This window comes from uncultured Microbulbifer sp., from assembly GCF_913055755.1.
In the GTDB taxonomy this organism is placed as follows: domain Bacteria; phylum Pseudomonadota; class Gammaproteobacteria; order Pseudomonadales; family Cellvibrionaceae; genus Microbulbifer.
The window spans coordinates 1-23,753 of record NZ_CAJXKH010000059.1 but is presented as its reverse complement, the minus strand read 5'-3'; the positions used below and the strand labels follow the sequence as shown (position 1 = coordinate 23,753).

Genomic DNA, 23,753 nt, shown 5'->3' with positions numbered 1-23,753 from the left:
GCAGGCTTGTGAGACACGCCGTGAACCCATCCCTGGGGGCTCTTCGAAAACGTCCCTGTTTTCGAAGGTCTCACAAGCCTGCACCCGGTATCGCCACCTTCGCGGAGAGATTCGAGGTGTTCTATCCGGATCAGAAAATTTTTAAAATTTTTTCGCAATCCGGGGAACCTCTGGCAGATAGGTCCCTCTAACTAAGCAAGATCGTTGAATTGCAACATCATCCCCCGAAAGCTTAGTCAGAAGCCCCTCGCCCCGAGCTACCCCCTTCGGGGCTTTTTTTTGTCCGGTGTATTTGCCCGCACTTCCTGTCCAGTGAAAATTGTCCGCTGCCTGCTATTTGTACAGCGGTTGCCGGTTTTTTGAGCGCCGAACGACTTTTTTAAGTGATCCGACGACAAAAGTCTCATAACCAGAATTTTTTGCCCGCAGAAAAGCGAATGGTGGGATAGAGTTGCGGCATCCGATCGCTGGAAAAATTGTGGGGAACCATCACCGTCCAGCTTAGTCTTTGTACTGAACGCAATACATCGGATGTAGTGGAATTTGGGTGAGAACCCAAAGGCGTGCCCGTCCCCCTGGGCGCGCCTCCCAAGTGCCCATCCCCAAGGGCACTGACCCCTGGCCGGCAGCTGCAATCTGCCGGCTTTTTTTTGCCCGCTTGTTGCGGGTGTGGCTATTCGCGCCGTTTCATAACTTCAGTCTAGCCCAAAACTGGCGGAATCTAGTCGTCCAGCGGCGCCTCTTCTGACTCGCCTTCCCCCTGCTGTGGCAGTGCCAGCCAGGTATTCAGCCGTTTTTCCAGTTTATCCAGTCCCTTGCCCTTGGTCGCGGAGAAGATCTGTACCGTTACGCCGCGGTCCAGTTGCTGTTCCTTCAGGGCCTTTTCCACCGCAAAGCGGGTGTTGTTGGCGGGGCCGTTCTTCAGTTTGTCGGCCTTGGTGAGCAGGATATGTGCAGGCAGGCCGGACTCCACCGCCCAGGTCAGCATGTGCAGGTCAAACTCCTTCAGCGGCTGGCGGATATCCATCAGCAGGATCAGTCCCCTGAGGCAGCGGCGCTGCTCCAGGTAGAACGCCAGGTTGCGCTGCCACTCGTCCTTCATCGAGCGCGCCACCCTGGCGTAGCCGTAACCGGGCAGGTCCACCAGGCGCTGGTTATCGCCCACCCGGAAGAAGTTGATCAACTGGGTGCGGCCTGGTGTCTTGGAGGTGCGCGCCAGCTTGTTGTTGCCGGTCAGGGCATTGATGGCGCTGGATTTGCCCGCGTTGGAGCGTCCGGCAAAGGCCACTTCGGCGCCGGAATCATCCGGACATTCCGTCACCGTCGGCGCGCTGATCAGAAACTCGGCGCGGCGATAGTTGATTCGTTCTACATTGGATTCAGACATAGACCTTCCCGGTACACTCGAATGGCGCGCAAGTATATAATGCCGCGGTTTCAGGCACCTATGGTTTGGCCGAATCCGTTTTGAACAGCGGAATCGAGGCCTGAGAGCCGCAGGTGTCTCGCGCTGTCGCCGGTTGGACTGGTCGGTTGAACCGATCGTTCATGACAGCGCGGATCGGATGCATAACTTCAGCGCGCAACAGGACGACGTATGAACAGCATTATAAAAAAGGCCGCTCTGGCTTTGGGGATGGTAGCAGCAGCGCAGATGGCGCACGCCGCCGGTGACGCCAGCGCAGGACAGGCCAAGGCTGCGGCCTGCGCCGCCTGTCACGGCGCTGACGGCAACAGCCCGGCCCCGACTTTTCCGAAGATTGCCGGCCTGGGTGAGAAGTACCTGCTCAAGCAGATGCACGATATCAAGAGCGGCGCGCGCCAGGTGCCGGAGATGGTTGGCCAGCTCGACAACATGAGCGACCAGGATCTGGCGGACATCGCCGCCTACTTCGCCAGCCAGAATATCCAGCTGTCCGGTTCCGAAGCGTTCTCCGTGATGCTGAACAACGGTGACAATGTGGATGGCCTGGCACTCGGCCGCGAAATCTTCCGCGCCGGCAACAGCGCCAGCAATGTGCCCGCCTGTATGGGCTGTCACTCTCCCACCGGCAAGGGCAACGCGCCCGCGGGCTACCCGCGGCTTTCCGGCCAGTACGCCGAATACGTGGAAAAGCAGCTGAAAGCCTTCCGCGCCGGTACCCGCGCCAACGACGGTGACAATCGCATCATGCGCAGCGTGGCCAAGCCGCTGTCCGATGCCGAGATCAAGGCAGTGGCCAACTACGTGGCCGGCCTGACCGACTGATGCCGTCAGGCAGCAGAAAAACCGCACTAGGTGCCAGGAGGCCGGTCATTGACCGGCCTTTTTGCATCCGCTGGTCGACAGCGGCTTGCACCGGCTAGCGGGAACTTCAATAATTTCTGCGGTCTACAGTAAATCCTGATACCTTTTTCGCCTTCGCCCGGCCAAGATTGCCGGCACCAAGAATAAAAGATTGGAGTACAACACTATGCGAGCCGTCGCCGCACTCTTCACCATGCTGCTGAGCCTGGCAGCCTGCGCCCAGGACACCAATGCCATTGCCGAGGGGCAGCACTACCAGGTACTGCCGCAGGCAGTATCCCAGGACGACGACAGCAAGATCGAAGTCACCGAGCTGTTCTGGTATGGCTGCGGCCACTGCTATCACTTCGAGGCGCCGCTGAAGAAGTGGCAGAAGACCATGCCGCAGGACGTGGCCCTGAAGAAGGTCCCCGCCATCTGGCAGCCGGTGATGGAAGTGCACGCGCGCCTCTACTATGTCGCCGATGCCATGGGCGTACTGGACCAGGTGCACGGCCCGCTGTTCAGCGCCATCGCCCAGCAGCGCAAAATGTTCGCTACCCGCGACGGCCGCGAGTGGAAGCCGGATGAGGCTGCAATTGCCGCGCTGTTCAACGACAACGATGCCGACGGCGCCAAAGCGGTAAAACTGATGAATTCCTTCGCCATAAACAGCAAGGTCAAGCAGGGCATGGCCAAGCAGCGCGCCTACCAGCTGTCCGGCACCCCGGAAATGGTGGTGGCGGGCAAGTACCGCGTGAGCACCTCTTTCCCCGCCTACAAGGGCAAGTCCAATGCCCAGCAGATGATGCTGGATACCGTGGACTTCCTGATCGCCAAAGAGCGCGCGGAAAAGGGCTGATCCCCAGGGGCAGCCGCTGATTGAAAACCCCGCAATTGCGGGGTTTTCTGTATCTGCCCGTCGCAAAGCTGTCCCGGCTTTCCGGCCCCGTGCCGCGGATACCGGACTGCTACGCTAAAAGCAGGCCTGTTAAAACGACTGCCAACCATCCATGGCCAGATATTTCCAACTCACACTCTGCGCGCTGCTGTTCGCCCTCGGCTGTACCGGTGTCCGGGCACAGGACGACCCGCAGGTTGACCCGCAGACGGAACAGCAGAACGCCCCCCGGGAACTGGCTGCCAGGTCCATCAACCTGCTGTCGTTTATCGCCGTCGACTACCCGGAGGCGGTGGCCGACGGTGCGGTGCGGGACCCGCAACTCTACCGCCAGTTGCGCCGCTATGCGGAACGGGTCGGGACGCTGTTGCAGCAGCTGCCGGAGCGCCCCGGGCGCAGCCAGCTGGACGCCAATCTCGCGGAACTGAGCGATGCCATCGAGCAGCTCGCCGACCCGGATCGCGTGCGCCGTCGCGCCAATGGGGCTGCCGACCGCATTGCCGCGCTGTACCAGTTGCCCCGCTCGCCGCTAGAGCTGTTGCCGGAGGGGGATGAAGCGGCCGCGGTGTACCGCGAGCGCTGCAGCCACTGTCACGGTGCCCGGGGGGAACAGGCAAACACCGGCGGCAGTGATCTGGACAGCCGTGAACGCATGGCACGGTTCAGTCTCTACGACCTGTACAACACCATCGACCCCGCCAGGGACGATGCCCACGGGCAGGCCATCGACGGCGATCTCAGCAGTCGCCAGCGCTGGGCCCTGGCGGTGCTGATTGCAGGCTTTTCGGCACCACCACAGGCGCCGCCCCAGGCACTGGCGGAGAAGTACCCGGCACTGGTGGCACTGCCGGGGCTGGCCGTAACCCGGCCTTCGGAATTGCCACAGGAAGCGGCGGCGGCACTCATCTGGTGGCGCGCCCATCCGGAATACACCCGCAGGCTGCAGCACCCGCTGGCGCGGGCTGCGGGGCTGATCCAGCTGGCGCAGACCAGTTACCGCGGTGGCGACAGCGCCACCGCCTACCACCAGCTGATGCTGGCGCTGCGGGAGGGGTTTGCCCCGGCGCGGCTGCCGCTGGAGGAGCGGGACGCGCCGCTGGCGAACCAGCTGGACCAGCAGTGGCGGGAGTTGCGGGAAGCGATACTGGGCGAGGCCCCGTCCAACGAAGTGATCGAAAAATTCCAGCGCCTGCAGGCCGCGGTGCTGCGTGCCCGCGAGGCGCTGCAGCCGACACCGAAGCAGGGGCTCTACGGCTGGTCTGCGCTGTTGTTTGCCGCAGCGCTGCTCCTTGGAGGGCTGCTGTGGTGGGGGCTGCGGCGCCACTCCCGCCGCGACTGAGACGGGCCTCCCGGGCGCAACCCCGGCACCGCAATTACCGCGCAATACTCAAGTTGGCGCCGCACTGGAACCTGTGCCACGGCAGTTGCCCGGACCCGCTACAAACCGGATAACTGGTGTCTCGTGGCGCGAAAACAAAGAATTTTGTCGCATCTGCTGCCACCGTTGAGATTAACGACTAGGCTTTTATTTAGACGGTTCAAATAACCGCCAGTCGTTGAACCCAACAGAGAAGAGTGCCGCATGAAGTATTTGCGTCAGTTGTCCTTCCACCCCGTTCTCCTTTCCCTGCTGCAGGCCTACGCCATCGTGTTTGTGGTGTTCCTGCTGATCCCCGCGTTCGCCTCTGCCCAGGAGCAGACCCCGGACCAGGCCGCCGCCAGACAGTGGGTCGGCAACTGGCTGGTGGTCGGCCAGGGCGACGAACAGTTGGTGTGGCAGCTCAAATCCGATGGCAGCGGTTACGCCCACGGTTTTCGCGCCGACGGCCAGTTGACCCACGGCTTTGCCATTTCCTGGCGCATGGACGGGGATACCGTGCGGATTCGCACTGGCGGCACCCTGCATTGCAACAGCGGCATGGTGTACGCGCAATTTACCGGCTGGAGCCCGGTGACCCTAGACTTCCACGTGATCGACGGACGCCACTGGCGCCAGCAAAATGGCGGTATCCTGGCGTTCCAGCGCCGGCTGGCGGATTGGCAGACCCCCAATCACGGTGCCGAGTGCCCGAACCTGTACGGGGATCGCGACATCCCCGAGCAGACCGCTGCCACCGGTAACTGAATACCGGTGGTGGAGGCAGCGATTGCGCGCCGGCCGCACCGGGAGGGTGTCGCCGGCGGCAGTGTCGACAGCAACCAGTTTCAGGGACGAGGTAGGTGGATCCGGAGCGGGGTTGTGATGCAGCGACGCTTTATCTTCAAGGCTCTATTGATAGTGGCGCTCCCGTGGTTGCCGCTGGCGAGCCCCGGTGTTGCCGCCGCCGACCACCCACAATCCACACCCCCCGACGCCGACAAGGGCACCACCGATCCCGCCCAGTATGACGGCTGGGACGTGCAGTCCCGCCTGGAGGCGGACCAGTGGGTGGGCAGCTGGCTGATCTCGCGGGATGGCGAGGCGCAGCATGTGTGGAGCCTGAATGCGGACGGCACCGGCCGCTCCTACGCGTTCGCCAAACGCGGCGATGACATGCACTTTGCCTACGGCTACGACATTCGCTGGTACTTCGACCCCTATACCCAGATGGCCAACATCAAGACCGAGCGGCGCATCGTCTGCCGCGGCGGTCGCCTGTACCCCTATTTCCTCACACTCAAATCCTACGAGAGCGATTACGCGGTCAAGGGCAAGTACGCCTGGCAGACCACCTGGACCGAGGCCAGCATCGGCCGCAACTATCTGCACAAGTCCCTGGTGGTGTTTGTGGCGCCGCTGTCCGGTTGGCACAACCCGGAAAAAGACGCTCCCTGTCCGGAATTCCCGCAAATGGCGCTGGAAAAGGATATCGACCGCGCCCTCGACACCTGGGAAATAGAAGCCCAGCGCGCCGCCACCGTGGTGGACACCACCCCGGCGGAGGGGGAACCGGAATTCGAAGGGGAAGAGTTTGGCCCCGCCCCCCAATCGCCGCCCCGGCAACCGCGTAACGGAGCGCACAAAACGGGGGATGAAAAACCCCGCAAACACAAATCCCGGTCCCCCAACTGACAGCGAGCACCACCGATGAACGCACAAGTACAGATCGATCGTTTACTGCAGCGTCTATCCCCGATTCTGAACCGGCAGCAACTGGCGCTGTGCCCGCTGGAGGAAGCACAGTTGCAGGATCTGCTGGGTGACTGCCTGTCCGTGTTCCGCGAGCGCGAGGGGCTCTGCGCCCTGTTGCCCGCGGCCGTCGCCAGGGAGCGGGGGTTGCGATCGGATGGCAGTTACCGCCAGATCACCCTGCATTGTTCCCAGCAACTACCGGTTCCCGGACTGGCTGCCGCGGTGGTCAGGGCACTGGCGGAAGCCGGGTTGCACGCGAGCATGGTTTCCGCCCGCTGCCACGAACACATCCTGGTGCGGGAAGAGGACACGGTGTCTGCGATGCAGGTGCTGAACGGAATCAGCAACCGCCTGCAGTACAGTTGAACTGATTCCCTGAATCCCGGGTGTTGCGCACTTTTCCCATGCACATCGCCTATCCCGCGCCGTTGCCCCACGGCCACATTGTGCAGCTGCTGCCAGACTTCTACGTAGTCAAGGGCACCGCGCGCATTGCCCCCGGGATCACGGTCAACCGCAATATGGGCATAGTGCGCACGGGCGACGACCTGCTACTGGTCAACCCGGTGCGCCTGCGCCGGCGCGAGGAGGAGCGGCTGTGCGACCTCGGGCGGGTGCGCCAGGCGGTTCGACTGGGCTACTACCACGGCTGTGACGACCTGTATTACCGCGACCGCTTCAACGCCTTTTTCTGGCGCCAGCCGCACTCGGACCACTACCCACTGCCCCCTGCAGACGAGACCCTCAGCGACGGCGGACCCTGTCCGGTTGGCGGCGGCCGGGTGTTCGAGTTCAGCAACAGCAATGTACCGGAGGCGGCACTGCTGGTGCCGCTGTCCGGCGGACTGCTGCTGACCTGCGATGCGCTGCAGTACTGGGCCGGCTGGGACAGCTGCAGCTGGGCCGGCAAGTGGCTGTTGCGATTCAGCGGCGTGCACCGCGGCATGCAGGTGTCGTCGGCCTGGCGCCGTCGCGCCACCCCGCTACAGGAAGACAGCCAGCGCTGGCTGGCGGCGGACTTCGAGCGCCTGCTACAGCTGCCGTTTATTCATCTGCTGGGTGCCCACGGTGACTTCTGCGCGGACCGCGCACACGAGCTGGTCGAACGCGCGGTTGCCAGCAGCTTTGTGCGCATGCGCGGTGCGACAGCCGGTGCCCGCCGCCGGCGAACGCAGAAACCCCACCCGCAGCGGCCCCCAACCGGTGGCGAGGGTCCCCCCGGTAGCCTCTCGGCGCCGCGGGTTGTCATACGGCCGCAGCCAGGACAGCGGCGCCGGCCTTAAACCACCGTGTACCCGCTGCGGATCGTGATAAGCTGGCGCGATTGTCCAGATAATTCGCCTGTCCCGGGTCACCATGAAAATAACCAGCATCATTGGCGGTGGCGTGCTGAGCGCCGTTTTGGCTGCCTGCAGTAGCAACCTGTTTTTCCCCATTCCCAGCGCCAACAGCGACAACATCCGCGCCCATGTGGAATACCTGGCAAGTGACGCCCTGGCGGGGCGCCAGACCGGCAGCGCCGGTTACCGCGAGGCCGCGGACTATGTGGCCGACCAGTTCAGGCGCCTGGGGCTTGAGTCCATAACCGGCGACGATTATTTCCAGCAGGTGCCATTCCGCCGCGCTACCTGGGGCGAGCACACTGCCACCTTTCAGTTGCACGGGCGGGAGGGCGATATCCGTTTCGACGCGGGCCAAGACTTTTTCGCCGCCCCGCCCATCACCGATGAGGACACCGCGGTCTCCGCCGGGCTGGTTTTTGTCGGCTACGGCATCGAAGCGCCGGAATACGGCGTCGACGATTACGCCGGGCTGGACCTGCAGGGCAAGATTGCCGTGGTCCTGGACGGGCGCCCGCGCCAGTTGCCCACCGAAGTGGGCGCACACTATGCCTCCGGGCGCACCAAGCGCGAAACCGCGGCCCGCCACGGCGCCGTCGGCTATATCGTGCTGAATACCCCGGCGCGGGAGGCGCGCCGCCCGTTTGCGCGCTCCGCCGCCCATATCAACGATCCGCAATTTGACTGGCTGCGCGCCGATGGCGTTCCCGGCAACGCCATCCGCGGCTTCCACCCCGGGGTGGTGCTGGATATGCCCGCCGCCAAGCAGCTGTTTATCGGCGCCCCGCGCAGCCTCGACACCGTGTTCACCGAGATGGAAAACCACCTAGTGCCGAAGGGTTTCCCGCTACCCTACAGCGCCACGCTCTCCAGTGGCGCCGAGCACGAACAAATCGCCAGTGCCAACGTGGTCGGCCTGCTGCCGGGGGCGGACCCCAGACTGCGGGACGAATACGTGGTGTTTTCCGCACACCTGGACCATATCGGCATGGACCGGCCCGCGGGGGGCGACGGCGGCAACCACGACCTGATCAACAACGGTGCCCAGGACAATGCCGCGGGTATCGCGGTGATGCTGGAAGTGGCGCGGCTGTTTGTGGAGTCCGGTCGCGCGCCGCGGCGTTCGATCCTGTTTGTGGCGGTCACCGGCGAAGAGGAGGGCCTGCTGGGTTCCGATTACTTCGCCCAGCACCCGCCGGTACCGCCCAAGTCCCTGGTGGCCAACATCAATCTCGACATGCCGATGCTGCTGTATCCGTTCCGGGATGTGATCGCCTTCGGTGCCGAGCACTCGAGCCTGGGCGAAACCGCAGCGCACGCGGCCGCGCGCGCGGGCCTCAAGCTGAGCCCCGACCCGATGCCGGAGCAGGTCATTTTCGTGCGCAGCGACCATTACAGTTTTGTGCGCCGGGGGGTGCCGTCCATTTACCTGATCAGCGGCCGCGAAGCGATCGACAGCAATATCGACGGCACCGAGGCGCAGGTGAATTTCCTCAAGACGCGCTACCACAGCCCCGGGGATGAGGCGGACTCACAGGTCAATTACGTGGCCGCTCAGCAGTTCGCGGAAGTAAATTACGTGATTGCGCGGGAAGTGACCGACGGCGACAGGGCGCCGCGCTGGAACCGGGGGGATTTCTTCGGCGATCTGTACCGACAGCAATAAACCAACCGCAATAAACCGGGGGCGCCTGTCCGGTCACCGCGGGCCTGGTTCATACCGTGAATGTGAAACTGGTAGTGGTTGGTCAGTTTGTGTACCATTCCCGGCCGCAAAAGTGGGTGCGGTAGGTTTCCCCGCCAAATAAATCAACAAATTCCAACAGGGATGCCGGCAGCCAGGGCTAGCGCCGGCTCCTGTGTCATTGAGGGGGGTGGGGCACGTCTCCATTGATTAGCTGGTGCCAATATTCACGATTTCCGCATGGCGCGCCTGGGCGCCCGGCGTCAGTGATCCTGCCGACTGGCAGCGCTGGCGAGCAGGGGCACTGGGCTTTGCCGACGAGGGGGTGGCCGACGTCAGCTTTTTGCCGGCAATGCAGCGCCGCCGCCTGAGCCCGCTGTCGAAAGCGGCCATGGCCACGGCACACCCTCTACTGGCGGGCCGCGATATGCCGGTGCTGTGCTGTTCGGTGCACGGCGAAGCCCGGCGAACCTACGCGCTGCTGCAGGATGTTGCTGCCGGTGAACCCCTGTCGCCGACCGCGTTCGGTCTGTCGGTGCACAACGCCATCGTCGGCCAGCTGTCTATTTCCCTCGGTATTCACTCGCCGGCAATGGCGCTGGCGGGCGGCGATTTCCCGCTGTTGAGCGGCTTGCTGGAAGCCACCGGCATGCTCGCCGAAGGCGTGCCGGAGCTGTTGCTGCAGTTTTACGAAGAACCGCTGCCCGAACTCTACCTGCACAACACCGAAAGCCCACAGCGGATCTGCGCCACCACCCTGCACCTGCGGGCGATCAATGACGCAACACAATCTGCGGGTTATACGGCGGAACTGAAAAACGGATCACCGGCGGACGCGGATTCCGCCTTTGCCCGGTCCGAATACCAGCTGCCGCTGATTGCCGCGCTGGTCGACGGCAGCGGCTGCCTGCCCCTGGGGCAGGGCTGGCAACTGACTTTGGGACGCGACTGACATGAGCGGGCATCAGCTGCAGGCGCCGCCTGTAAAACGTCAGGATCGATACTGGCTGCGCCTGCTGGCCACCGCCTGCGCCTTCAGCCTGTTCGGGCTGGGGGGGCTGGTACTGCGGTTTGTGCTGTTCCCACCGCTCAAGCTGGTTTACCGCGATCCCCAGGTGCGCCAGCGCAAGGCGCGGGACATGATCCAGAATGCGTTTCGCACCTTTATCGGCTTTATGCACGTTACCGGGATTTACACCTATCGCATCGATGGCGAGGAACAATTGCGCAAGCCGGGGCAGCTGGTGCTGGCCAATCACCCCTCGTTGATCGATGTGGTGTTTCTGATTTCGCGGATTCCCAATGCCAACTGCATCGTCAAGGCGAGCCTGTTCCGCAATCCGTTTATGCGTGGCGCGGTGACCACTGCCGGGTATATTCCCAATGACGACCCGGAGAAAATCATCGCCATGGCGGCGGCGTCTCTGGAGCGGGGCGAAAGTGTGGTGTTGTTCCCCGAGGGCACGCGTACGGTACCCGGCAAGGCACTGCGGCTGCAGCGCGGCGCAGCCTATATGGCACTGCGTGCGAAAGTGGCGCCGACCCTGGTGACCATTCGCTGCAATCCGCCGATGCTGATGAAAAATGTCCCCTGGTACAGCATCCCGGCATCGCGCCCGCATTTCGAATTCAGCGTGGCCGCGGGCAAGCAACTGATTCCGGTGGCGGAATTGCAGGAAACGCCGCTGGCGGCGAGAAAAATTACCAATCAATTAAAAAGCTATTTCACTGAGGAGTGTGCGGCGTGAGCAACCTGGTCGAAGAACTCAAGGTTCTGATTATCGATGTACTGAATCTTGAAGATGTCACCCCGGAAGATATCCAGGCGGAAGAGCCGCTGTTCGGTGAAGGGCTGGGACTGGATTCCATCGATGCACTGGAGCTGGGCCTGGCGCTGCAGAAAAAATACAACATCAGCATTGACGCTGAAAACGAAAACACCAAAACGCATTTTGCCAGCGTGAACAATCTGGCCAAGTTTGTTGCAGAAAGCCAGAACGCATAAGAGACATTGACGATGTTTGAGAACAGAGAAGCAATTTTTTCCAAGCTGCGGGAAATCCTGGTGGAGATGTTCGAAGTGGACGCGGAAGACGTGCGCGAAGATGCGCACCTGTCCGATGACCTGGATATCGACAGCATCGATGCGGTGGACCTGATCGTGCGCCTTAAAGAGCTGACCGGCAAAAAGATTGCGCCGGAAGAGTTCAAGAGCGTGCGCACCGTGGGTGACGTGGTCACCGCTATCGAAAAGGTGGTGGCGGAAGGGTGACCAGACTGGCGCAGGTCATACTGGTGCTGGTGGTTGCCGCCTATCCGTTTGCGGTGTACTTCGGCATTCAGTTTCTGTCCCTCGGCTATCTGCTGGCAATGCTGCTGGCGGTGGCCGGCCTGCGCCTGTTACTGATGCCCGCGCAAAAAAATGCCGCCGGTGGCCGCCTCGGTGCCGGCGCGCTGGCGGCGATCCTGGTAGTGATTGCCGCGGCCAGCTGGCTGCGCGGCGACAGCACCGGACTGTTGTGGTATCCGGTGCTGGTAAACCTGGTGATGCTGGGTATTTTTGCCTTCAGTCTCACCCAGCCCCGGAGCCTGATCGAACGCCTGGCGCGTGTGCGCGAGCCGGATCTGCCCCCCAGTGGGGTCCGCTATACCCGCCGCGTGACCCAGGTGTGGTGCGGTTTCTTCGTGCTCAACGGGGCGGTAGCCGCGGCAACCGCGTTGAACGGTGACCTGGAAGTGTGGACTCTGTACAACGGTATGATCGCTTACCTGTTGATGGGCGCGCTGCTCACCGGCGAATGGCTGGTGCGACGGAAAGTGCGGGCGAACGCATCCGCCGCGGCCGGCAAAGAGGCTGCGTAACTCATGCAGTGGCAACAGGTGTTCGGCTATCGCGATGACGATGCGCTGCTGTGTATCGCAGCCGATGGCAGCCGCATCAATTTCAAGACCTTCAAGCGCGACCTGGCCTGCGCCTGCACACGCCTGCAAGCACTGGACATCCGCGACCCGCGAGCTGTCGCCGCACTTTATTGCAGCGACAGCTACGCATTCTGCGTGTGGTTTTTTGCCGCACTGGCGCGCAATTTCAAACTGGTGATTCCCGCCAACAACAAGCGCAGCACGGTTAACGCACTGGGCGATGTGCAAGTTTGGTTGGGGGAGTGGCCGCAGGCAGCGGCAGGGCAGGCTGTACACCTGCAGTTTCGGCCCGCCGATTCCTCCGCGATCTCTGCAGAACCGCCGGAGCGTTTTACCGGCGAGCTGCAACTGTTTACCTCCGGCAGCAGCGGCGAGCCCCAGCGAATCGATAAAACCCTGGTACAACTGCTTGCGGAACTGGCGGCACAACAGCGGCAGTGGGGTGAACAGATCGGTGATGCCCGCGTCCTGGCCACCGTCAGCCACCAGCATATTTACGGTCTGCTGTTCAAACTGTTGTGGCCGCTGCACAGCGGACGCGCCTTTGTCAGCCGCACCTATGTGGATGTGGCGGCACTATTGCGGGATGCCGAACAGTTCACGCCGGCGATCTGGGTGGCGAGTCCGGCACAATTGAGCCGTCGCAATTTGTCCTGGCCCTGGGCCAGTGGCCAGAGCCTGGCGGCGATTTTTTCCTCCGGCGGTCCGCTTGCCGCGGAAGACGCGGCGGCGATTGCCGAACTCAGCGGACACTGGCCGACGGAAATTTACGGCAGTACCGAAACCGGTGGCATTGCCTGGCGCAGCCAGCGGGATGGCAACGTGCAGTGGACGCCGCTCAGCGGGGTAGCGCTCCGCCTGAGTGATACCAACCTGCTGCAGGTGCGTTCACCGTGGATTGCTGGCGAGTTTGCCAGCCAGGATCGCGCACGGATACAGGGCGAGCGTTTCGAGCTGCAGGGGCGTGCGGATCAGATTGCCAAGATCGAAGAAAAACGTATTTCACTGACCCAGGTAGAACGGCTGCTGCAGGACAACCCCTGTATCCACCAGGCCAGGGTGCTGGTGCTGCCCAAAGGGGCGCGGCGGACGCGGGATCTGTTGGGTGCCGTGGTAGTGCCGACGGACAGCGGCCGCGCGCAGCTGCAAAACCGCGGCAAGTCCGCGCTGGTGCGGGACCTGCGCCAGTGGCTGGCGCCGGACCTGGAGGGGGTGGCACTACCGCGCTCCTGGCGGTTTGTCAGCGCCATGCCGGTCAACCAACAGGGCAAGAGCCCGAGAGAATTGTTGATGCAACAGTTTGATTCCAACCTCGATACCGACGGGCGGGACACCCCGCAGGCAATGCTCCCGCAAGTCACCGCATCCAGGCTGCTGGACGGGGACGACGCCTCGGTGCAGCGCGCCCGGGTTTCCCTGCGGATTCCCGGCGACCTGCCGTGCCTGCCGGGACATTTTGCCGATGCGCCGGTGGTGCCGGGGGTGGTGCAGATCGACTGGGCGGTGCACTTCGCGCGACAGTTGCTGCAGGTGCCCGGTGAATTTTCCGGGATGGAAAACATCAAATTCAAACAGCTGCTGGTGCCGCAGGAACAGGCGGAGCTGGAGCTGGCATTCGATCGCGACAAGCAGCGCCTGAGCTATCGCTTTTTCTGGCAAGCGGACGAATTCAGCAGTGGTCGGGTGAGTTTCCGCCATGACTAACCCCTGTTTCGTTATCCCCGTGTACAACCACGAGGGCGCTATCGGCAGCACGCTGGAATCCCTGCGCGGCTTCGGCCTACCCTGCGTGCTGGTGGACGACGGCAGCGACACGCCCTGTCGCGAGACCCTGCAACAGCTCGCCGGGTCACAAGCGGACTGGCTGCACCTGGTGGTGCGGGAAACCAATGGCGGCAAGGGTGCGGCGGTAAAAAGCGGTTTGCGCGAGGCACTGAAACTCGGCTACAGCCACGGCATCCAGGTGGATGCGGACGGCCAGCACAACCCGGACGACATCCCCCAATTCCTGCAGCAGAGCGCCGCCAATCCGGCTGCGCTGATCTGCGGCTATCCGGTGTACGACGAGTCGGTACCCCTGGGTCGCTTTATCGCCCGCTACCTCACTCATGTATGGGTGTGGATCAATTCCCTTTCGCTGGAAATCCGCGATTCCATGTGTGGCCTGCGCAGCTATCCGCTGCGGCAGACCGTGGCGTTGCTGGATGAGGAGTTCACCGGCGACCGTATGGATTTCGACCCGGAAATACTGGTGCGCTGGCACTGGCGCCGCTACGGCCTGGTGCAGTTGCCGGTCAAGGTGCGCTATCCGGTAGACGGCGTATCCCACTTCCGCGGCTTTGAAGACAATATGCTGATCTCCGCGATGCACACCCGGTTGTTTTTCGGCATGCTGGCACGGTTGCTGCGCATCCATGCCTTCCGCAAAAATACCTCGCAGGTGTCGTCGTGAGCGCACTGCACTGGTCCCGCTACCGCGAGCAGGGTTTTTATCTGGGGATCAAATTCCTGTTCCTGCTGCACCACCGCCTCGGGCCCATCGCGTTCAAGATCGCGGTGTATCCTGTGGTGCTGTGCTACTTTCTGAAAAACGGCGCCGGGCGGCGCTCGATTGTTGAATACCTGCAGCGCTTTTCCGCGCGCTATCCCGAAAGCGGCATCCGCGCAGACTGGTATACCGCGTTTCGCATTTTTCTCAATTTTGCCGACAGTGCGCGGGAAAAACTCGAGGCCTGGTTTGTGGGTATTCCCCGCAGCTGCATGAATTTTCCCAACCAGCAGGATCTGCATCGGCTGGGACAGGAGGGCCGCGGCGGCATCCTGATCGGATCGCATCTCGGCAACCTGGAAGTGTGCCGTGCACTGGGCAGTTTCCACTCCAGCATGAAGGTGAATGTGCTGGTGCACACCAAGCATGCGAAAAAATTCAATCGCATGATGAAAATGCTCAACCCCAGCAGCCAGTTGCGCCTGACCCAAGTCACGGAAATTTCCCCGGCGCTGGCGATGCAGTTGTCGGAATCGGTGGAGCGGGGCGAGTTTGTGGTGATCGTTGGTGACCGCACCCCGGTCAATTCGGTGGGCCGCACCTGCGCGGCAGAATTTCTCGGTCGCGAGGCGGCTTTCCCCCAGGGGCCCTATATTCTCGGCGCGCTGCTGCGCTGCCCGGTATACACCCTGTTCTGCCTGCGCAGCGACAGCGGCTACGACATTTATTTTGAAAAGCTCTGCGACAAAGTGGTTATGCAGCGGGGCAATCGCGAAGGCCATATTCGCGAACTGATCGCGCTCTACGCGGAGCGCCTGGAACACTATTGCAGCAAGGCTCCCCTGCAGTGGTACAACTTTTACCCCTTCTGGAATCAGGCTTTATGAACAGCGCAGTTATGCAGCGTACGCCGGTCCTGTTCGATGGCTCAGCACTCAGCGTCGAGCAGATCACCGCCATCGCCCGTGGCAAAGCGGAAGTAAAACTTTCTACCGACGAACAGTTTATATCGCGTATCGAAAAGGGCGTGCAGTTCCTCGATCAGCTGTGGCAGCAGGAAGGGGTGATTTACGGGGTGACCACCGGCTACGGGGATTCCTGTTCGGTGAATATTCCCGGCGACCTGGTGGAAGAGCTCCCGCGCCACCTGTACACCTTCCACGGTTGCGGGCTCGGTGATGTGTTCACCCTGGAGCAGAGCCGCGCGATTGTCGGCGCGCGCATGGCGAGCCTTGCCCGCGGCAGTTCCGGCGTGCGCTACGTACTGCTGCAACAGCTGGAGCTGCTGTTGCAGAAAGACATAATTCCGGTGATTCCCCAGGAGGGCAGCGTCGGTGCCAGTGGTGACCTGACGCCGCTATCCTACGTGGCCGCGGTGCTCGCCGGCGAGCGCAGGGTCTGGTACCGGGGCGAGCAGCGCCCCACCGCGGAAGTGTTTGCGGAGCTGGACATAGCACCGCTGAAGCTGCGCCCGAAAGAGGGCCTGGCGATCATGAACGGCACCGCCGCCATGACCGGCCTCGCGTGCCTGGCGTTCAGCCGCGCGGAATACCTGTGCCAACTGAGCGCGCGCATTACCGCACTGATGAGCGTCGCCCTGCAGGGCAATGCCTACCATTTCGACAATGCCCTGTTCGCGGTCAAGCCGCACCCGGGACAGAACCAGATCGCGCGCTGGATCCACGACGACCTGAACGTGGGCGATGCGCCGCGCCAGAGCAGCCGCCTGCAGGACCGCTATTCCCTGCGCTGTGCGCCGCACGTGATCGGCGTCGCCCAGGACTCGCTGCCGTGGTTGCGCCAGTTTATCGAGAACGAACTGAACAGCGCCAACGACAACCCCATCATCGATGGCGAACACGAGCAGGTACTGCACGGTGGCCACTTCTACGGCGGTCATATCGCGTTTGCCATGGACAGCCTGAAAAACGCGGTGGCCAACCTCGCCGACCTGCTGGATCGCCAGATCGCCCAGCTCGCGGATATCAAGTTCAACCACGGCTTGCCGGCCAACCTCACCGGCGCCACCGGCGAGCGCCGCCCGCTGAACCACGGTTTCAAGGCGGTGCAGATCGGTGCCAGTGCCTGGACCGCGGAAGCGCTCAAGCAGACCATGCCGGCGAGCGTGTTCTCCCGCTCCACCGAATGCCACAACCAGGACAAGGTGAGCATGGGCACCATTGCCGCGCGGGACTGTATCCGCGTTCTGCAGTTGACCGAACAGGTGGCTGCGGCGGCGCTGATGATGTCCTGGCAGGGGGTGCAGCTGCGCCTGCGCAACGGCGAGGTAGAGCACGTGACCCTGTCCAGTGGTATCCAGACCACTCTGCAACAGGTGGGCGCGTCGTTTGAACTGCTGGAGCAGGACCGCGAACTGGAGCCGGACCTGCGCAACTTTGTTGCGCTGATCCAGCAGCGCCACTGGCGCCTGTACCAGGGCGGGTAATTGCCATGGGTTCCAAACGCAATATTCCCGACCACTGGAGTGCGGAAACAGAACTGCAGGTGCCGTTCCACGATGTGGACATGATGGAAATCGCCTGGCACGGCCACTACGTGAAATACTTCGAGATCGCGCGCTGTGTGCTGTTCGACCAGCTGGATTACAACTATCGCCAGATGCGCGATTCCGGCTATGCCTGGCCGGTGATCGACCTGCACGTGCGCTACGTGAAACCGCTGCGCTTCGGCCAGTGGGTAAAGATCCGCGCGCAGGTGGCGGAATACGAAAACCGTCTCAAGGTGGTGTACCAGGTGTTCGACCGTGACAGCGGTGAGCGCCTGACCAAGGGCCACACCATGCAGGTGGCGGTAGATATGCACAGTGGCGAGATGCAGTTTGCCTCACCACCGGTGCTGTTACAGAAGCTGGGGCTGGCGCAATGAAAATTCTGCTCGCAAGTGCCGCGCTGCTGTCCTGTGTCCTGTTCATGCCTTCCGCAATTGCCGCGGAACAGCAGGCGGCTGCGCCGGCCAGTGAAACGGAAATCCGCCGCGAACAACTGAGTCAGGCGGCGCTGCAGAGCATTTCCGTGCAGCTGCAACAGCCCGCGCAAATGCTCGGTGAATTCCGCCAGAAAAAAATCCTGCCGAACCTGCCGAGGCCGCTGCAGTCCAGCGGTGTGATCGCGCTGTCGCAGCAGCACGGCATCAGTTGGCACACCAAAGCGCCGGTGTCCTCCCACCGCATAATGGGAAAGGGCCAGGGTGACAGTGGCGGCAGCGCCTTCGCCCGTCATATGGGCGAACCGATGATGCATATCCTGCGCGGCGACTTTGCCGCGCTGCAGCAGATGTTCTATGTCGACGCCGGCTACATCGAAACCGCAGACGCCGACCTGGAAAAGAACTCCTGGAAAATTTCCCTGCAGCCGCGCTCTCCGCGCCTGCAGAAATACCTCAAGGTTATCGAACTGTTCGGTACCGATACCGTGCATCGCATCCGCCTGCTGGAAGGCAACCAGGCCGTGACCGAAATCGAGCTGCTGAACATGCAGGATGTCGCCGCGCAGGACCCGCAACTGCTGGCGGAATTCCGCCCCAACTGAGCGCGCTATCGAGATGAAACTGCGAATTGCGCTCTGGTTGCTGCTTTCCGTTACCCTCGGGGTGGCGGCAAAACTGAATTACAGCGACCACTGGCTGCAGACGGATATCGTGGCACTGGCCCAGGACGAGCTGGCGTCGTTGCCGGATGCGGCCGCGGTCAAGCGCGCCAACCGGCAGTTCCAGCAGAGCCTGGTGTGGGTGCTTGTCGGTCCACAAAGTGACACCGACACACTGGCAGTGGTCACCGCACAGCTGGCAGAAAAAATTGCAGCCAGTAATCAGGTGCAAGACGTAACCTACCGCTGGGCAAATGACGCAGAGCGCGCTGCCTTCTGGGAATTTCTCACCCCGCTGCGCGGGCAACTGCTGACCCGCAGTGACCGCGCAAAGCTGCAGCGGGATCCTCAGGCTGCGGTGCAACAGCAGCTGTCGTTTGTCTACAGCCCGCAGAGTGCCGGTGCGCCGCTGGATTTCGCGCGCGATCCGTTTCTCACCCTGCAGAATTTCCTCACTGCCGAGGGTGCCGCAGTTGCCGACAATGTCGCAGCGCTGGTGGACGATATTCCGGTGTACGCGTCGGCGCAGCAGAACTTCACCCTGCTGCGCAGCGTGGCCGCCCCCATGGACATGCGCGGCAGCATTCGCCAGCCGCTGCTCGAATTGCGCCGGTCGTTGCAGCAGTGGGCGGCGCAGCGCGGGCTGACCCTGCTGGTGGCCGGTGCACCGCTGCACTCGGAATACGCCGCCGCCGGTGCACAGCGGGAAATCCGCCTGATCGGTGGTCTGTCGGTACTCGCCATCTGTCTGCTGTCGCTGCTGACGTTCCGCTCGCTGCGACCGCTGCTGGTGTCGCTGTTTGCCATCGGCAGCGGCATCGCTGCCGGTACCGCCGCGGTGATCGCGCTGCTGGGGCAGATGCATATCCTGGCATTTGTGTTCGGCACCACCGTGACCGGGCTGGCGATCGATTACGCCTTCCACTTTGTCTGCAATCGTTTGCGCGGCGGCAATTCCACGGAACAGCAGGCCCTTGACCGCGACATCATGCCCGGCCTGTTGCTCGGCCTGCTGTCCAGTTGCCTGGCTTTTTTTGCCCTGGCTCTGACGCCTTTTCCGCTGCTGCAGCAGATGGGGGTTTTTGTCGGCTTTGGCCTGCTCGGCGCCTGGCTCACGGTGGTGCTGTTGTTCCCGGCGCTGTTGAAGGTGCGCCCGCGGCCGCTGGATTTTTCCCGCTATTTTCCGCCCGCGCCGCGCTGGGTTTATTCCGCGGCCGTGGTGCTGCTCACTGCTGGCGGCCTCGGCGGTATCTGGGTGGCCAAGCCGGCCAGCAACCTCAGTCTGTTTTACACCCCGCCGGAGTTCCTGCGTGCGGATGAGCAGCAGTTGAACCGGCTGTTGCCGGTACGCCCCGCGTCTTCCTATTTCCTGGTGCGGGGCGACAGCATCGAACAGGTACTGCAGCGGGAGTACGCGCTGGGCGATCGCCTGGCGACAGCGGTGGATGCCGGACGCCTGAACGGATTTGATGCGGTGAGCGAGCGCATGCCGCCGCGTCAGGTGCAGTTGCAGGACCGGCAGCTGTTACAGGAATTTTATGGCTCCGACACGGTAGCCGGGTTTTACCGCCAGCTGGGTTACGGTCAGGGCGAAACCATACGGATCACCGGGGACCTGCAGCGACCGCTGGCTAGGATTGAATTCGGTCACTGGCTGGAGCAGCTACCGGCATCCCAGCGCGAACTGTGGTTGGGGTGCGGCCCGGGCGAACAGCAGGGCCAGTGCAGCTCGCTGGTGCGACTGTTCGGCGTACAAAACGCATTTGCCGGTGAGGCCCTGACGGAGGGCCTCGAGGGCGTGAGCTACCGCAACCCGCCCCGGGCGATTGCCGAAGTGCTGGGCAAACAGCGCGACCAGTTGCTGCTGTTGTTGCCGGCGATCCTGTTGATCGCCACCCTGGTGATTGCCTTGCGCACCGGCTGGCGCGCCGCGCTGGGGATCGCCGCGCTGCCGCTGGCATCGGTATCGGCGGCATTTGCGGTGGCCGCCATTACCAGCCCGGGAATCAACCTGTTTCACGTGGCCGCGCTGCTGCTGGTGTTTGGTATCGGCGTGGACTACGCGGTGTTCGGATATTTTTCCCGGCGCAGCGAGGCGAGCTACACGCTGCTGGCCATTGCTCTTGCGGGGGTGACCACACTGCTGAGCTTTGGCCTGCTGGCACTGTCACAGACGCCGGCGATCGCGGATTTCGGATTTACCCTGGCGGTGGGCACGGTCACCACCCTGCTGTTGGCCGGGCTGTATTTTTCAACGAGTATTTTTGGAGGTAACCGGTGAAGGAATGCCATGCGGATGTATTGATCATAGGTGCCGGTCCTTCCGGGGCCATCGCCAGTGCGCTGCTGGTGCAGAAGGGCTGGAAGGTGGCGGTGATCGAGCGGCAGGAATTCCCGCGTTTTTCCATCGGCGAAAGCCTGTTGCCCCAGTGCATGGAATTTATCGAACAGGCGGGCATGCTGGAGGCGGTGCAGCAGGCGGGCTTCCAGTTCAAGAACGGCGCCGCCTTCGAGTGGGATGGTGCGCGCACCGCGTTTGATTTTACCGACAAGTTTTCCCCCGGCCACGGCACCACCTTCCAGGTGCAGCGCGCGCGTTTTGACAAGCTGCTGGCGGACGAGGCGCAAAAGCACGGCGCGGAAATCTATTACCGCCACACCATCGTGTCGGCGGATATCGGCGCGGAAAAATCCCGCCTGATTGCCGAGTGCGATGGCGAGCAGGTGGCCTTTGAGGGGCGCTTTGTGCTGGATGCCAGCGGTTTCGGCCGCGTGCTGCCGCGGCTGCTGGCGCTGGATCGGCCGTCGGATTTTCCGGCGCGGGAATCCGTGTTCACCCACGTGCAGGACAATATTGACGATCCCGCATTCGACCGCGACAAGATCCTGATTACCGTTCACCCCGAGCAGCGGGACATCTGGTACTGGCTGATCCCGTTCGCCGGCGGGCGCGCCTCCCTGGGAGTGGTGGGTGAGCGCCACAAGATTGCCGCCCTGGGCGAGAGCCCGCAGGAAATCCTGCGCGCGGCGGTGGCCGCGGCGCCGCAACTGGCCAACACCCTGGCCCATGCCGAATTCGACACCCCGGTGCAGCGCATCAGCGGCTATTCCAGCGATGTGACATCCCTCACCGGCCCCGGCTTCGCCCTGCTGGGCAACGCCGGCGAATTCCTCGACCCGGTGTTCTCCTCCGGTGTCACCATCGCGATGAAATCCGCAGCGCTCGCCAGCGACTGCCTTGACCGCCAGCTGCGCGGGGAAGTGGTGGACTGGCAAACGGATTTTGCCGCGCCGCTGAAAGCCGGTGTGGATGTATTCAAGGTATACGTCACAGCCTGGTACCAGGGCACTTTCCAGGATGTGATTTTCCACCCCAGGCCGCAGCCGGATATCAAACGCATGATCTGTTCGATTCTCGCGGGCTACGCCTGGGACAAGGACAACCCCTATGTGGCGAGCGCCGAGCGCCGCCTGAAAACCCTCGCGGAGATCTGCGCACCGGCGTAACCGCCAACAACGCGTGAACCAAAGCTTATGCCCGATTACTACCTCAATCACATGCGCCTGGCCTGCGCCCTCGGCAGCGATGAAGACGCCGTTGCCGAGCGCCTGTTTTGCGGCGATGTCTCCGCCATGCAGCGGGGCAGCCGCTGGCTGGGCCCGGACCACAGCCGCTTCGGCGTGATCGCGTCTGAATTGCCGCAGGTGCCCGCGGCGCTGGCGGAGTACGACTGCCGCAACAACCGCCTGGCACAGCTGGTGGCGAGTGGACTGGAAGGGCCGCTGGGCGACCTGAAGGCGCGCTTTGGCAGCGACCGTATCGGCGTGGTGATGGGTACCTCTACCTCCGGCATTGCCAGCGGCGAACAGCGGCTGGGGGAACAGGGGGAGATCGGGTCCGGCAAAAATTATCGCTACCGCTATCAACAACAGATGGCGGCACTGGCAGAATATGTCGCCCGCTATCTGGCGCTGCAGGGGCCGCGGATCACCGTGTCCACCGCCTGTTCCTCCAGCGCCAATGCCTTCGCCAGCGCGCGCCGCCTGCTGGCGGGGAATGTGTGCGACGCCGTGGTGGTGGGAGGGGTGGATACCCTGTGCGGGATGACGGTCACCGGTTTCAACGGCCTCGGCGCCCTCAGCGCGGGCCACACCCGGCCGTTCAGCGCTGCGCGCGACGGCATCAACTTGGGTGAAGCCGGGGCCATGTTTATCATGAGCCGGGAACCGGGCCCGGTGCGCCTGTGCGGGGTTGCGGCCAGTTCCGATGCGCACCACATGTCGGCCCCCGATCCCGAGGGCCGCGGCGCCGAGGCGGCCATGCGCGGCGCACTGGCGGACGCGGGGCTGAATGTAGCCGATATCGGCTACCTGAACCTGCACGGCACCGGCACACCGCAGAACGATGTGATGGAGGCCCTGGCAGTGAGCCGGGTACTGGGGGAACACACCCCCTGTTCCTCCACCAAGCCCATGACCGGCCATACCCTGGGAGCCGCCGGCGCACTGGAAGCGGCCTTCTGCTGGCTGGCCCTGACCCGCGGGCAGTTGCCGCCGCACTGCAATGACGACGACTACGATGCACAGCTGCCACCGCTGCAGCTGGTGCGAGCGGCCATACCCGGTGTCGATACCGGCACGGGAGCCGCACCGCGATATGTGATGAGCAATTCCTTCGCCTTTGGCGGCAGCAACTGCTCACTGATTCTGGGAAGCTGATGCAAAACATTCATTCCTATACCGCCGAGGAGCTGGTGCCCCACAGCGGCGATATGTCCCTGCTGGACGAAGTGCTGGCAGTGGCCGAGGAAACCCTGCGGGCGAGGCTCACCGTGCGCGACGACGGTATTTTCAGCCGCGGCGGCCGCGTGCCCGCCTATGTGGGCATTGAATATATGGCGCAGGCGGTGGCCGCATTTTCCGGTTACCACGCCCGCGAGGCGGGCAAGCCGGTGGAGCTGGGGTTCCTGCTGGGCACCCGCCACTTCACCACCAATGTGGCGGCTTTTGACTGCGGTAGCGAACTGCAGATCGCGGTGGAGCGCCTGCTGCAGGCGGACAACGGCATGGCCACCTTCGAGTGCCGCCTCAACGGAGAGGGCACCGAACAGGTGGCGCGGCTGAACGTGTATCAGCCGGACAACATCGAAGAATATCTGAAGGAAAAACGCTGAATGTCTGAATGGGTACTGGTTACCGGTTCCAGCCGCGGTATCGGGCGCGCAATCGCCCTGCGGCTGGCAAAAGACGGGTTCAATATCGTGCTGCACTGTCGCAGTCGTCGGGAGGAAGCCGAGCAGGTCGCGGCAGAGATCGCCGCGCTGGGGCGTGAGAGCCGCATTCTGCAGTTCGATATCGTTGACCGCGACGCGGCGCGCAGCGCGCTGGAGCAGGACGTCGAGGCCCACGGCGCCTACTACGGTGTGGTCGCCAAC

Annotated in this window: 25 protein-coding genes; 24 read left to right on the top strand and 1 reads right to left on the bottom strand. The window is 63.0% G+C overall.

Annotated elements, in window-relative coordinates; all coding sequences use genetic code 11:
• Positions 1-721: 721 nt before the first annotated feature.
• Positions 722-1,387, bottom strand: a complete 666-nt coding sequence (gene yihA / locus QZ511_RS11105; RefSeq protein WP_295802386.1) for a ribosome biogenesis GTP-binding protein YihA/YsxC — start codon at positions 1,385-1,387, stop codon at positions 722-724.
• Between the two features lie 210 nt (positions 1,388-1,597).
• Here yihA and QZ511_RS11100 point away from each other — a divergent pair, with 210 nt between their 5' ends.
• The 24 genes from QZ511_RS11100 to QZ511_RS10985 all read left to right on the top strand — a co-directional run.
• Entirely contained in the window at positions 1,598-2,248 is a 651-nt protein-coding gene (locus tag QZ511_RS11100) for a c-type cytochrome (protein ID WP_295802385.1), read from the top strand.
• Between the two features lie 205 nt (positions 2,249-2,453).
• Entirely contained in the window at positions 2,454-3,128 is a 675-nt protein-coding gene (locus tag QZ511_RS11095) for a thiol:disulfide interchange protein DsbA/DsbL (protein ID WP_295802384.1), read from the top strand.
• A gap of 151 nt (positions 3,129-3,279) precedes the next feature.
• Entirely contained in the window at positions 3,280-4,506 is a 1,227-nt protein-coding gene (locus tag QZ511_RS11090; protein WP_295802383.1) for a hypothetical protein, read from the top strand.
• 243 nt (positions 4,507-4,749) lie between these two features.
• Positions 4,750-5,292, top strand: coding sequence for a hypothetical protein (locus QZ511_RS11085; protein WP_295802382.1), 543 nt, complete (start codon positions 4,750-4,752; stop codon positions 5,290-5,292).
• Positions 5,293-5,301: 9 nt separating this feature from the next.
• Complete coding sequence (locus QZ511_RS11080; RefSeq protein ID WP_295802381.1) at positions 5,302-6,219, top strand: hypothetical protein; 918 nt, start codon at positions 5,302-5,304, stop codon at positions 6,217-6,219.
• Between the two features lie 15 nt (positions 6,220-6,234).
• The gene (locus QZ511_RS11075) at positions 6,235-6,645 is read left to right on the top strand and encodes an ACT domain-containing protein (protein WP_295802380.1); all 411 of its coding nucleotides are present in this window, start codon (positions 6,235-6,237) and stop codon (positions 6,643-6,645) included.
• A 20-nt stretch (positions 6,646-6,665) separates the two neighbouring features.
• Positions 6,666-7,562 (top strand): hypothetical protein, encoded by an 897-nt coding sequence (locus QZ511_RS11070; protein ID WP_295802379.1) that lies wholly within the window; start codon positions 6,666-6,668, stop codon positions 7,560-7,562.
• A 73-nt stretch (positions 7,563-7,635) separates the two neighbouring features.
• Positions 7,636-9,285: a M28 family metallopeptidase gene (locus tag QZ511_RS11065; protein ID WP_295802378.1), complete on the top strand. Its 1,650-nt coding sequence runs from the start codon at positions 7,636-7,638 to the stop codon at positions 9,283-9,285.
• A gap of 235 nt (positions 9,286-9,520) precedes the next feature.
• Positions 9,521-10,255: a beta-ketoacyl synthase chain length factor gene (locus QZ511_RS11060; protein WP_295802377.1), complete on the top strand. Its 735-nt coding sequence runs from the start codon at positions 9,521-9,523 to the stop codon at positions 10,253-10,255.
• 1 nt (position 10,256) lies between these two features.
• On the top strand, positions 10,257-11,051 hold the full coding sequence (locus tag QZ511_RS11055; protein ID WP_295802376.1) for a 1-acyl-sn-glycerol-3-phosphate acyltransferase: 795 nt from the start codon (positions 10,257-10,259) through the stop codon (positions 11,049-11,051).
• Positions 11,048-11,308, top strand: coding sequence for a phosphopantetheine-binding protein (locus tag QZ511_RS11050; RefSeq protein ID WP_295802375.1), 261 nt, complete (start codon positions 11,048-11,050; stop codon positions 11,306-11,308). Before QZ511_RS11055 ends, QZ511_RS11050 begins: the two co-directional genes overlap by 4 nt.
• 12 nt (positions 11,309-11,320) lie before the next feature.
• Positions 11,321-11,575 carry an acyl carrier protein gene (locus QZ511_RS11045; protein WP_295802374.1) on the top strand — a complete coding sequence of 85 codons (255 nt, stop codon included), beginning with the start codon at positions 11,321-11,323 and terminating at the stop codon, positions 11,573-11,575.
• Positions 11,572-12,165 (top strand): hypothetical protein, encoded by a 594-nt coding sequence (locus QZ511_RS11040; protein ID WP_295802373.1) that lies wholly within the window; start codon positions 11,572-11,574, stop codon positions 12,163-12,165. Before QZ511_RS11045 ends, QZ511_RS11040 begins: the two co-directional genes overlap by 4 nt.
• Positions 12,166-12,168: 3 nt before the next feature.
• On the top strand, positions 12,169-13,929 hold the full coding sequence (locus QZ511_RS11035; protein ID WP_295802372.1) for an AMP-binding protein: 1,761 nt from the start codon (positions 12,169-12,171) through the stop codon (positions 13,927-13,929).
• Entirely contained in the window at positions 13,922-14,677 is a 756-nt protein-coding gene (locus tag QZ511_RS11030; protein WP_295802371.1) for a glycosyltransferase family 2 protein, read from the top strand. Before QZ511_RS11035 ends, QZ511_RS11030 begins: the two co-directional genes overlap by 8 nt.
• A complete protein-coding gene (locus QZ511_RS11025) occupies positions 14,674-15,600 on the top strand; it encodes a hypothetical protein (protein ID WP_295802370.1) in 927 nt (308 codons plus the stop codon). The genes QZ511_RS11030 and QZ511_RS11025 overlap by 4 nt, the downstream gene beginning before the upstream one ends.
• Positions 15,597-17,159: a histidine ammonia-lyase gene (locus QZ511_RS11020; RefSeq protein ID WP_295802369.1), complete on the top strand. Its 1,563-nt coding sequence runs from the start codon at positions 15,597-15,599 to the stop codon at positions 17,157-17,159. The genes QZ511_RS11025 and QZ511_RS11020 overlap by 4 nt, the downstream gene beginning before the upstream one ends.
• Before the next feature lie 5 nt (positions 17,160-17,164).
• The gene (locus tag QZ511_RS11015) at positions 17,165-17,599 is read left to right on the top strand and encodes a thioesterase family protein (protein ID WP_295802368.1); all 435 of its coding nucleotides are present in this window, start codon (positions 17,165-17,167) and stop codon (positions 17,597-17,599) included.
• Positions 17,596-18,261 (top strand): outer membrane lipoprotein carrier protein LolA, encoded by a 666-nt coding sequence (locus tag QZ511_RS11010; RefSeq protein WP_295802367.1) that lies wholly within the window; start codon positions 17,596-17,598, stop codon positions 18,259-18,261. The genes QZ511_RS11015 and QZ511_RS11010 overlap by 4 nt, the downstream gene beginning before the upstream one ends.
• Positions 18,262-18,274: 13 nt before the next feature.
• Complete coding sequence (locus tag QZ511_RS11005; protein ID WP_295802366.1) at positions 18,275-20,599, top strand: MMPL family transporter; 2,325 nt, start codon at positions 18,275-18,277, stop codon at positions 20,597-20,599.
• Entirely contained in the window at positions 20,596-21,825 is a 1,230-nt protein-coding gene (locus QZ511_RS11000) for an NAD(P)/FAD-dependent oxidoreductase (RefSeq protein WP_295802365.1), read from the top strand. Before QZ511_RS11005 ends, QZ511_RS11000 begins: the two co-directional genes overlap by 4 nt.
• Positions 21,826-21,852: 27 nt before the next feature.
• A complete protein-coding gene (locus tag QZ511_RS10995) occupies positions 21,853-23,037 on the top strand; it encodes a beta-ketoacyl-ACP synthase (protein WP_295802364.1) in 1,185 nt (394 codons plus the stop codon).
• The gene (locus QZ511_RS10990) at positions 23,037-23,492 is read left to right on the top strand and encodes a hotdog family protein (RefSeq protein WP_295802363.1); all 456 of its coding nucleotides are present in this window, start codon (positions 23,037-23,039) and stop codon (positions 23,490-23,492) included. Before QZ511_RS10995 ends, QZ511_RS10990 begins: the two co-directional genes overlap by 1 nt.
• On the top strand, positions 23,493-23,753 hold a 261-nt coding region (locus QZ511_RS10985), incomplete at its 3' end, for an SDR family NAD(P)-dependent oxidoreductase (RefSeq protein ID WP_295802362.1). It lies immediately after the preceding gene.

Coding starts and splice junctions, on each gene's coding strand:
- QZ511_RS11045 (WP_295802374.1), top strand. CDS start 11,321: ATGTTTGAGAACAGAGAAGCAATTTTTTCCAAGCTGCGGGAAATCCTG.
- QZ511_RS11035 (WP_295802372.1), top strand. CDS start 12,169: ATGCAGTGGCAACAGGTGTTCGGCTATCGCGATGACGATGCGCTGCTG.
- QZ511_RS11030 (WP_295802371.1), top strand. CDS start 13,922: ATGACTAACCCCTGTTTCGTTATCCCCGTGTACAACCACGAGGGCGCT.
- QZ511_RS10995 (WP_295802364.1), top strand. CDS start 21,853: ATGCCCGATTACTACCTCAATCACATGCGCCTGGCCTGCGCCCTCGGC.
- QZ511_RS11005 (WP_295802366.1), top strand. CDS start 18,275: ATGAAACTGCGAATTGCGCTCTGGTTGCTGCTTTCCGTTACCCTCGGG.
- QZ511_RS11015 (WP_295802368.1), top strand. CDS start 17,165: ATGGGTTCCAAACGCAATATTCCCGACCACTGGAGTGCGGAAACAGAA.
- yihA (WP_295802386.1), bottom strand. CDS start 1,387: ATGTCTGAATCCAATGTAGAACGAATCAACTATCGCCGCGCCGAGTTT.
- QZ511_RS10990 (WP_295802363.1), top strand. CDS start 23,037: ATGCAAAACATTCATTCCTATACCGCCGAGGAGCTGGTGCCCCACAGC.
- QZ511_RS11085 (WP_295802382.1), top strand. CDS start 4,750: ATGAAGTATTTGCGTCAGTTGTCCTTCCACCCCGTTCTCCTTTCCCTG.
- QZ511_RS11010 (WP_295802367.1), top strand. CDS start 17,596: ATGAAAATTCTGCTCGCAAGTGCCGCGCTGCTGTCCTGTGTCCTGTTC.
- QZ511_RS11090 (WP_295802383.1), top strand. CDS start 3,280: ATGGCCAGATATTTCCAACTCACACTCTGCGCGCTGCTGTTCGCCCTC.
- QZ511_RS11100 (WP_295802385.1), top strand. CDS start 1,598: ATGAACAGCATTATAAAAAAGGCCGCTCTGGCTTTGGGGATGGTAGCA.
- QZ511_RS11075 (WP_295802380.1), top strand. CDS start 6,235: ATGAACGCACAAGTACAGATCGATCGTTTACTGCAGCGTCTATCCCCG.
- QZ511_RS11095 (WP_295802384.1), top strand. CDS start 2,454: ATGCGAGCCGTCGCCGCACTCTTCACCATGCTGCTGAGCCTGGCAGCC.
- QZ511_RS11020 (WP_295802369.1), top strand. CDS start 15,597: ATGAACAGCGCAGTTATGCAGCGTACGCCGGTCCTGTTCGATGGCTCA.
- QZ511_RS11065 (WP_295802378.1), top strand. CDS start 7,636: ATGAAAATAACCAGCATCATTGGCGGTGGCGTGCTGAGCGCCGTTTTG.
- QZ511_RS11055 (WP_295802376.1), top strand. CDS start 10,257: ATGAGCGGGCATCAGCTGCAGGCGCCGCCTGTAAAACGTCAGGATCGA.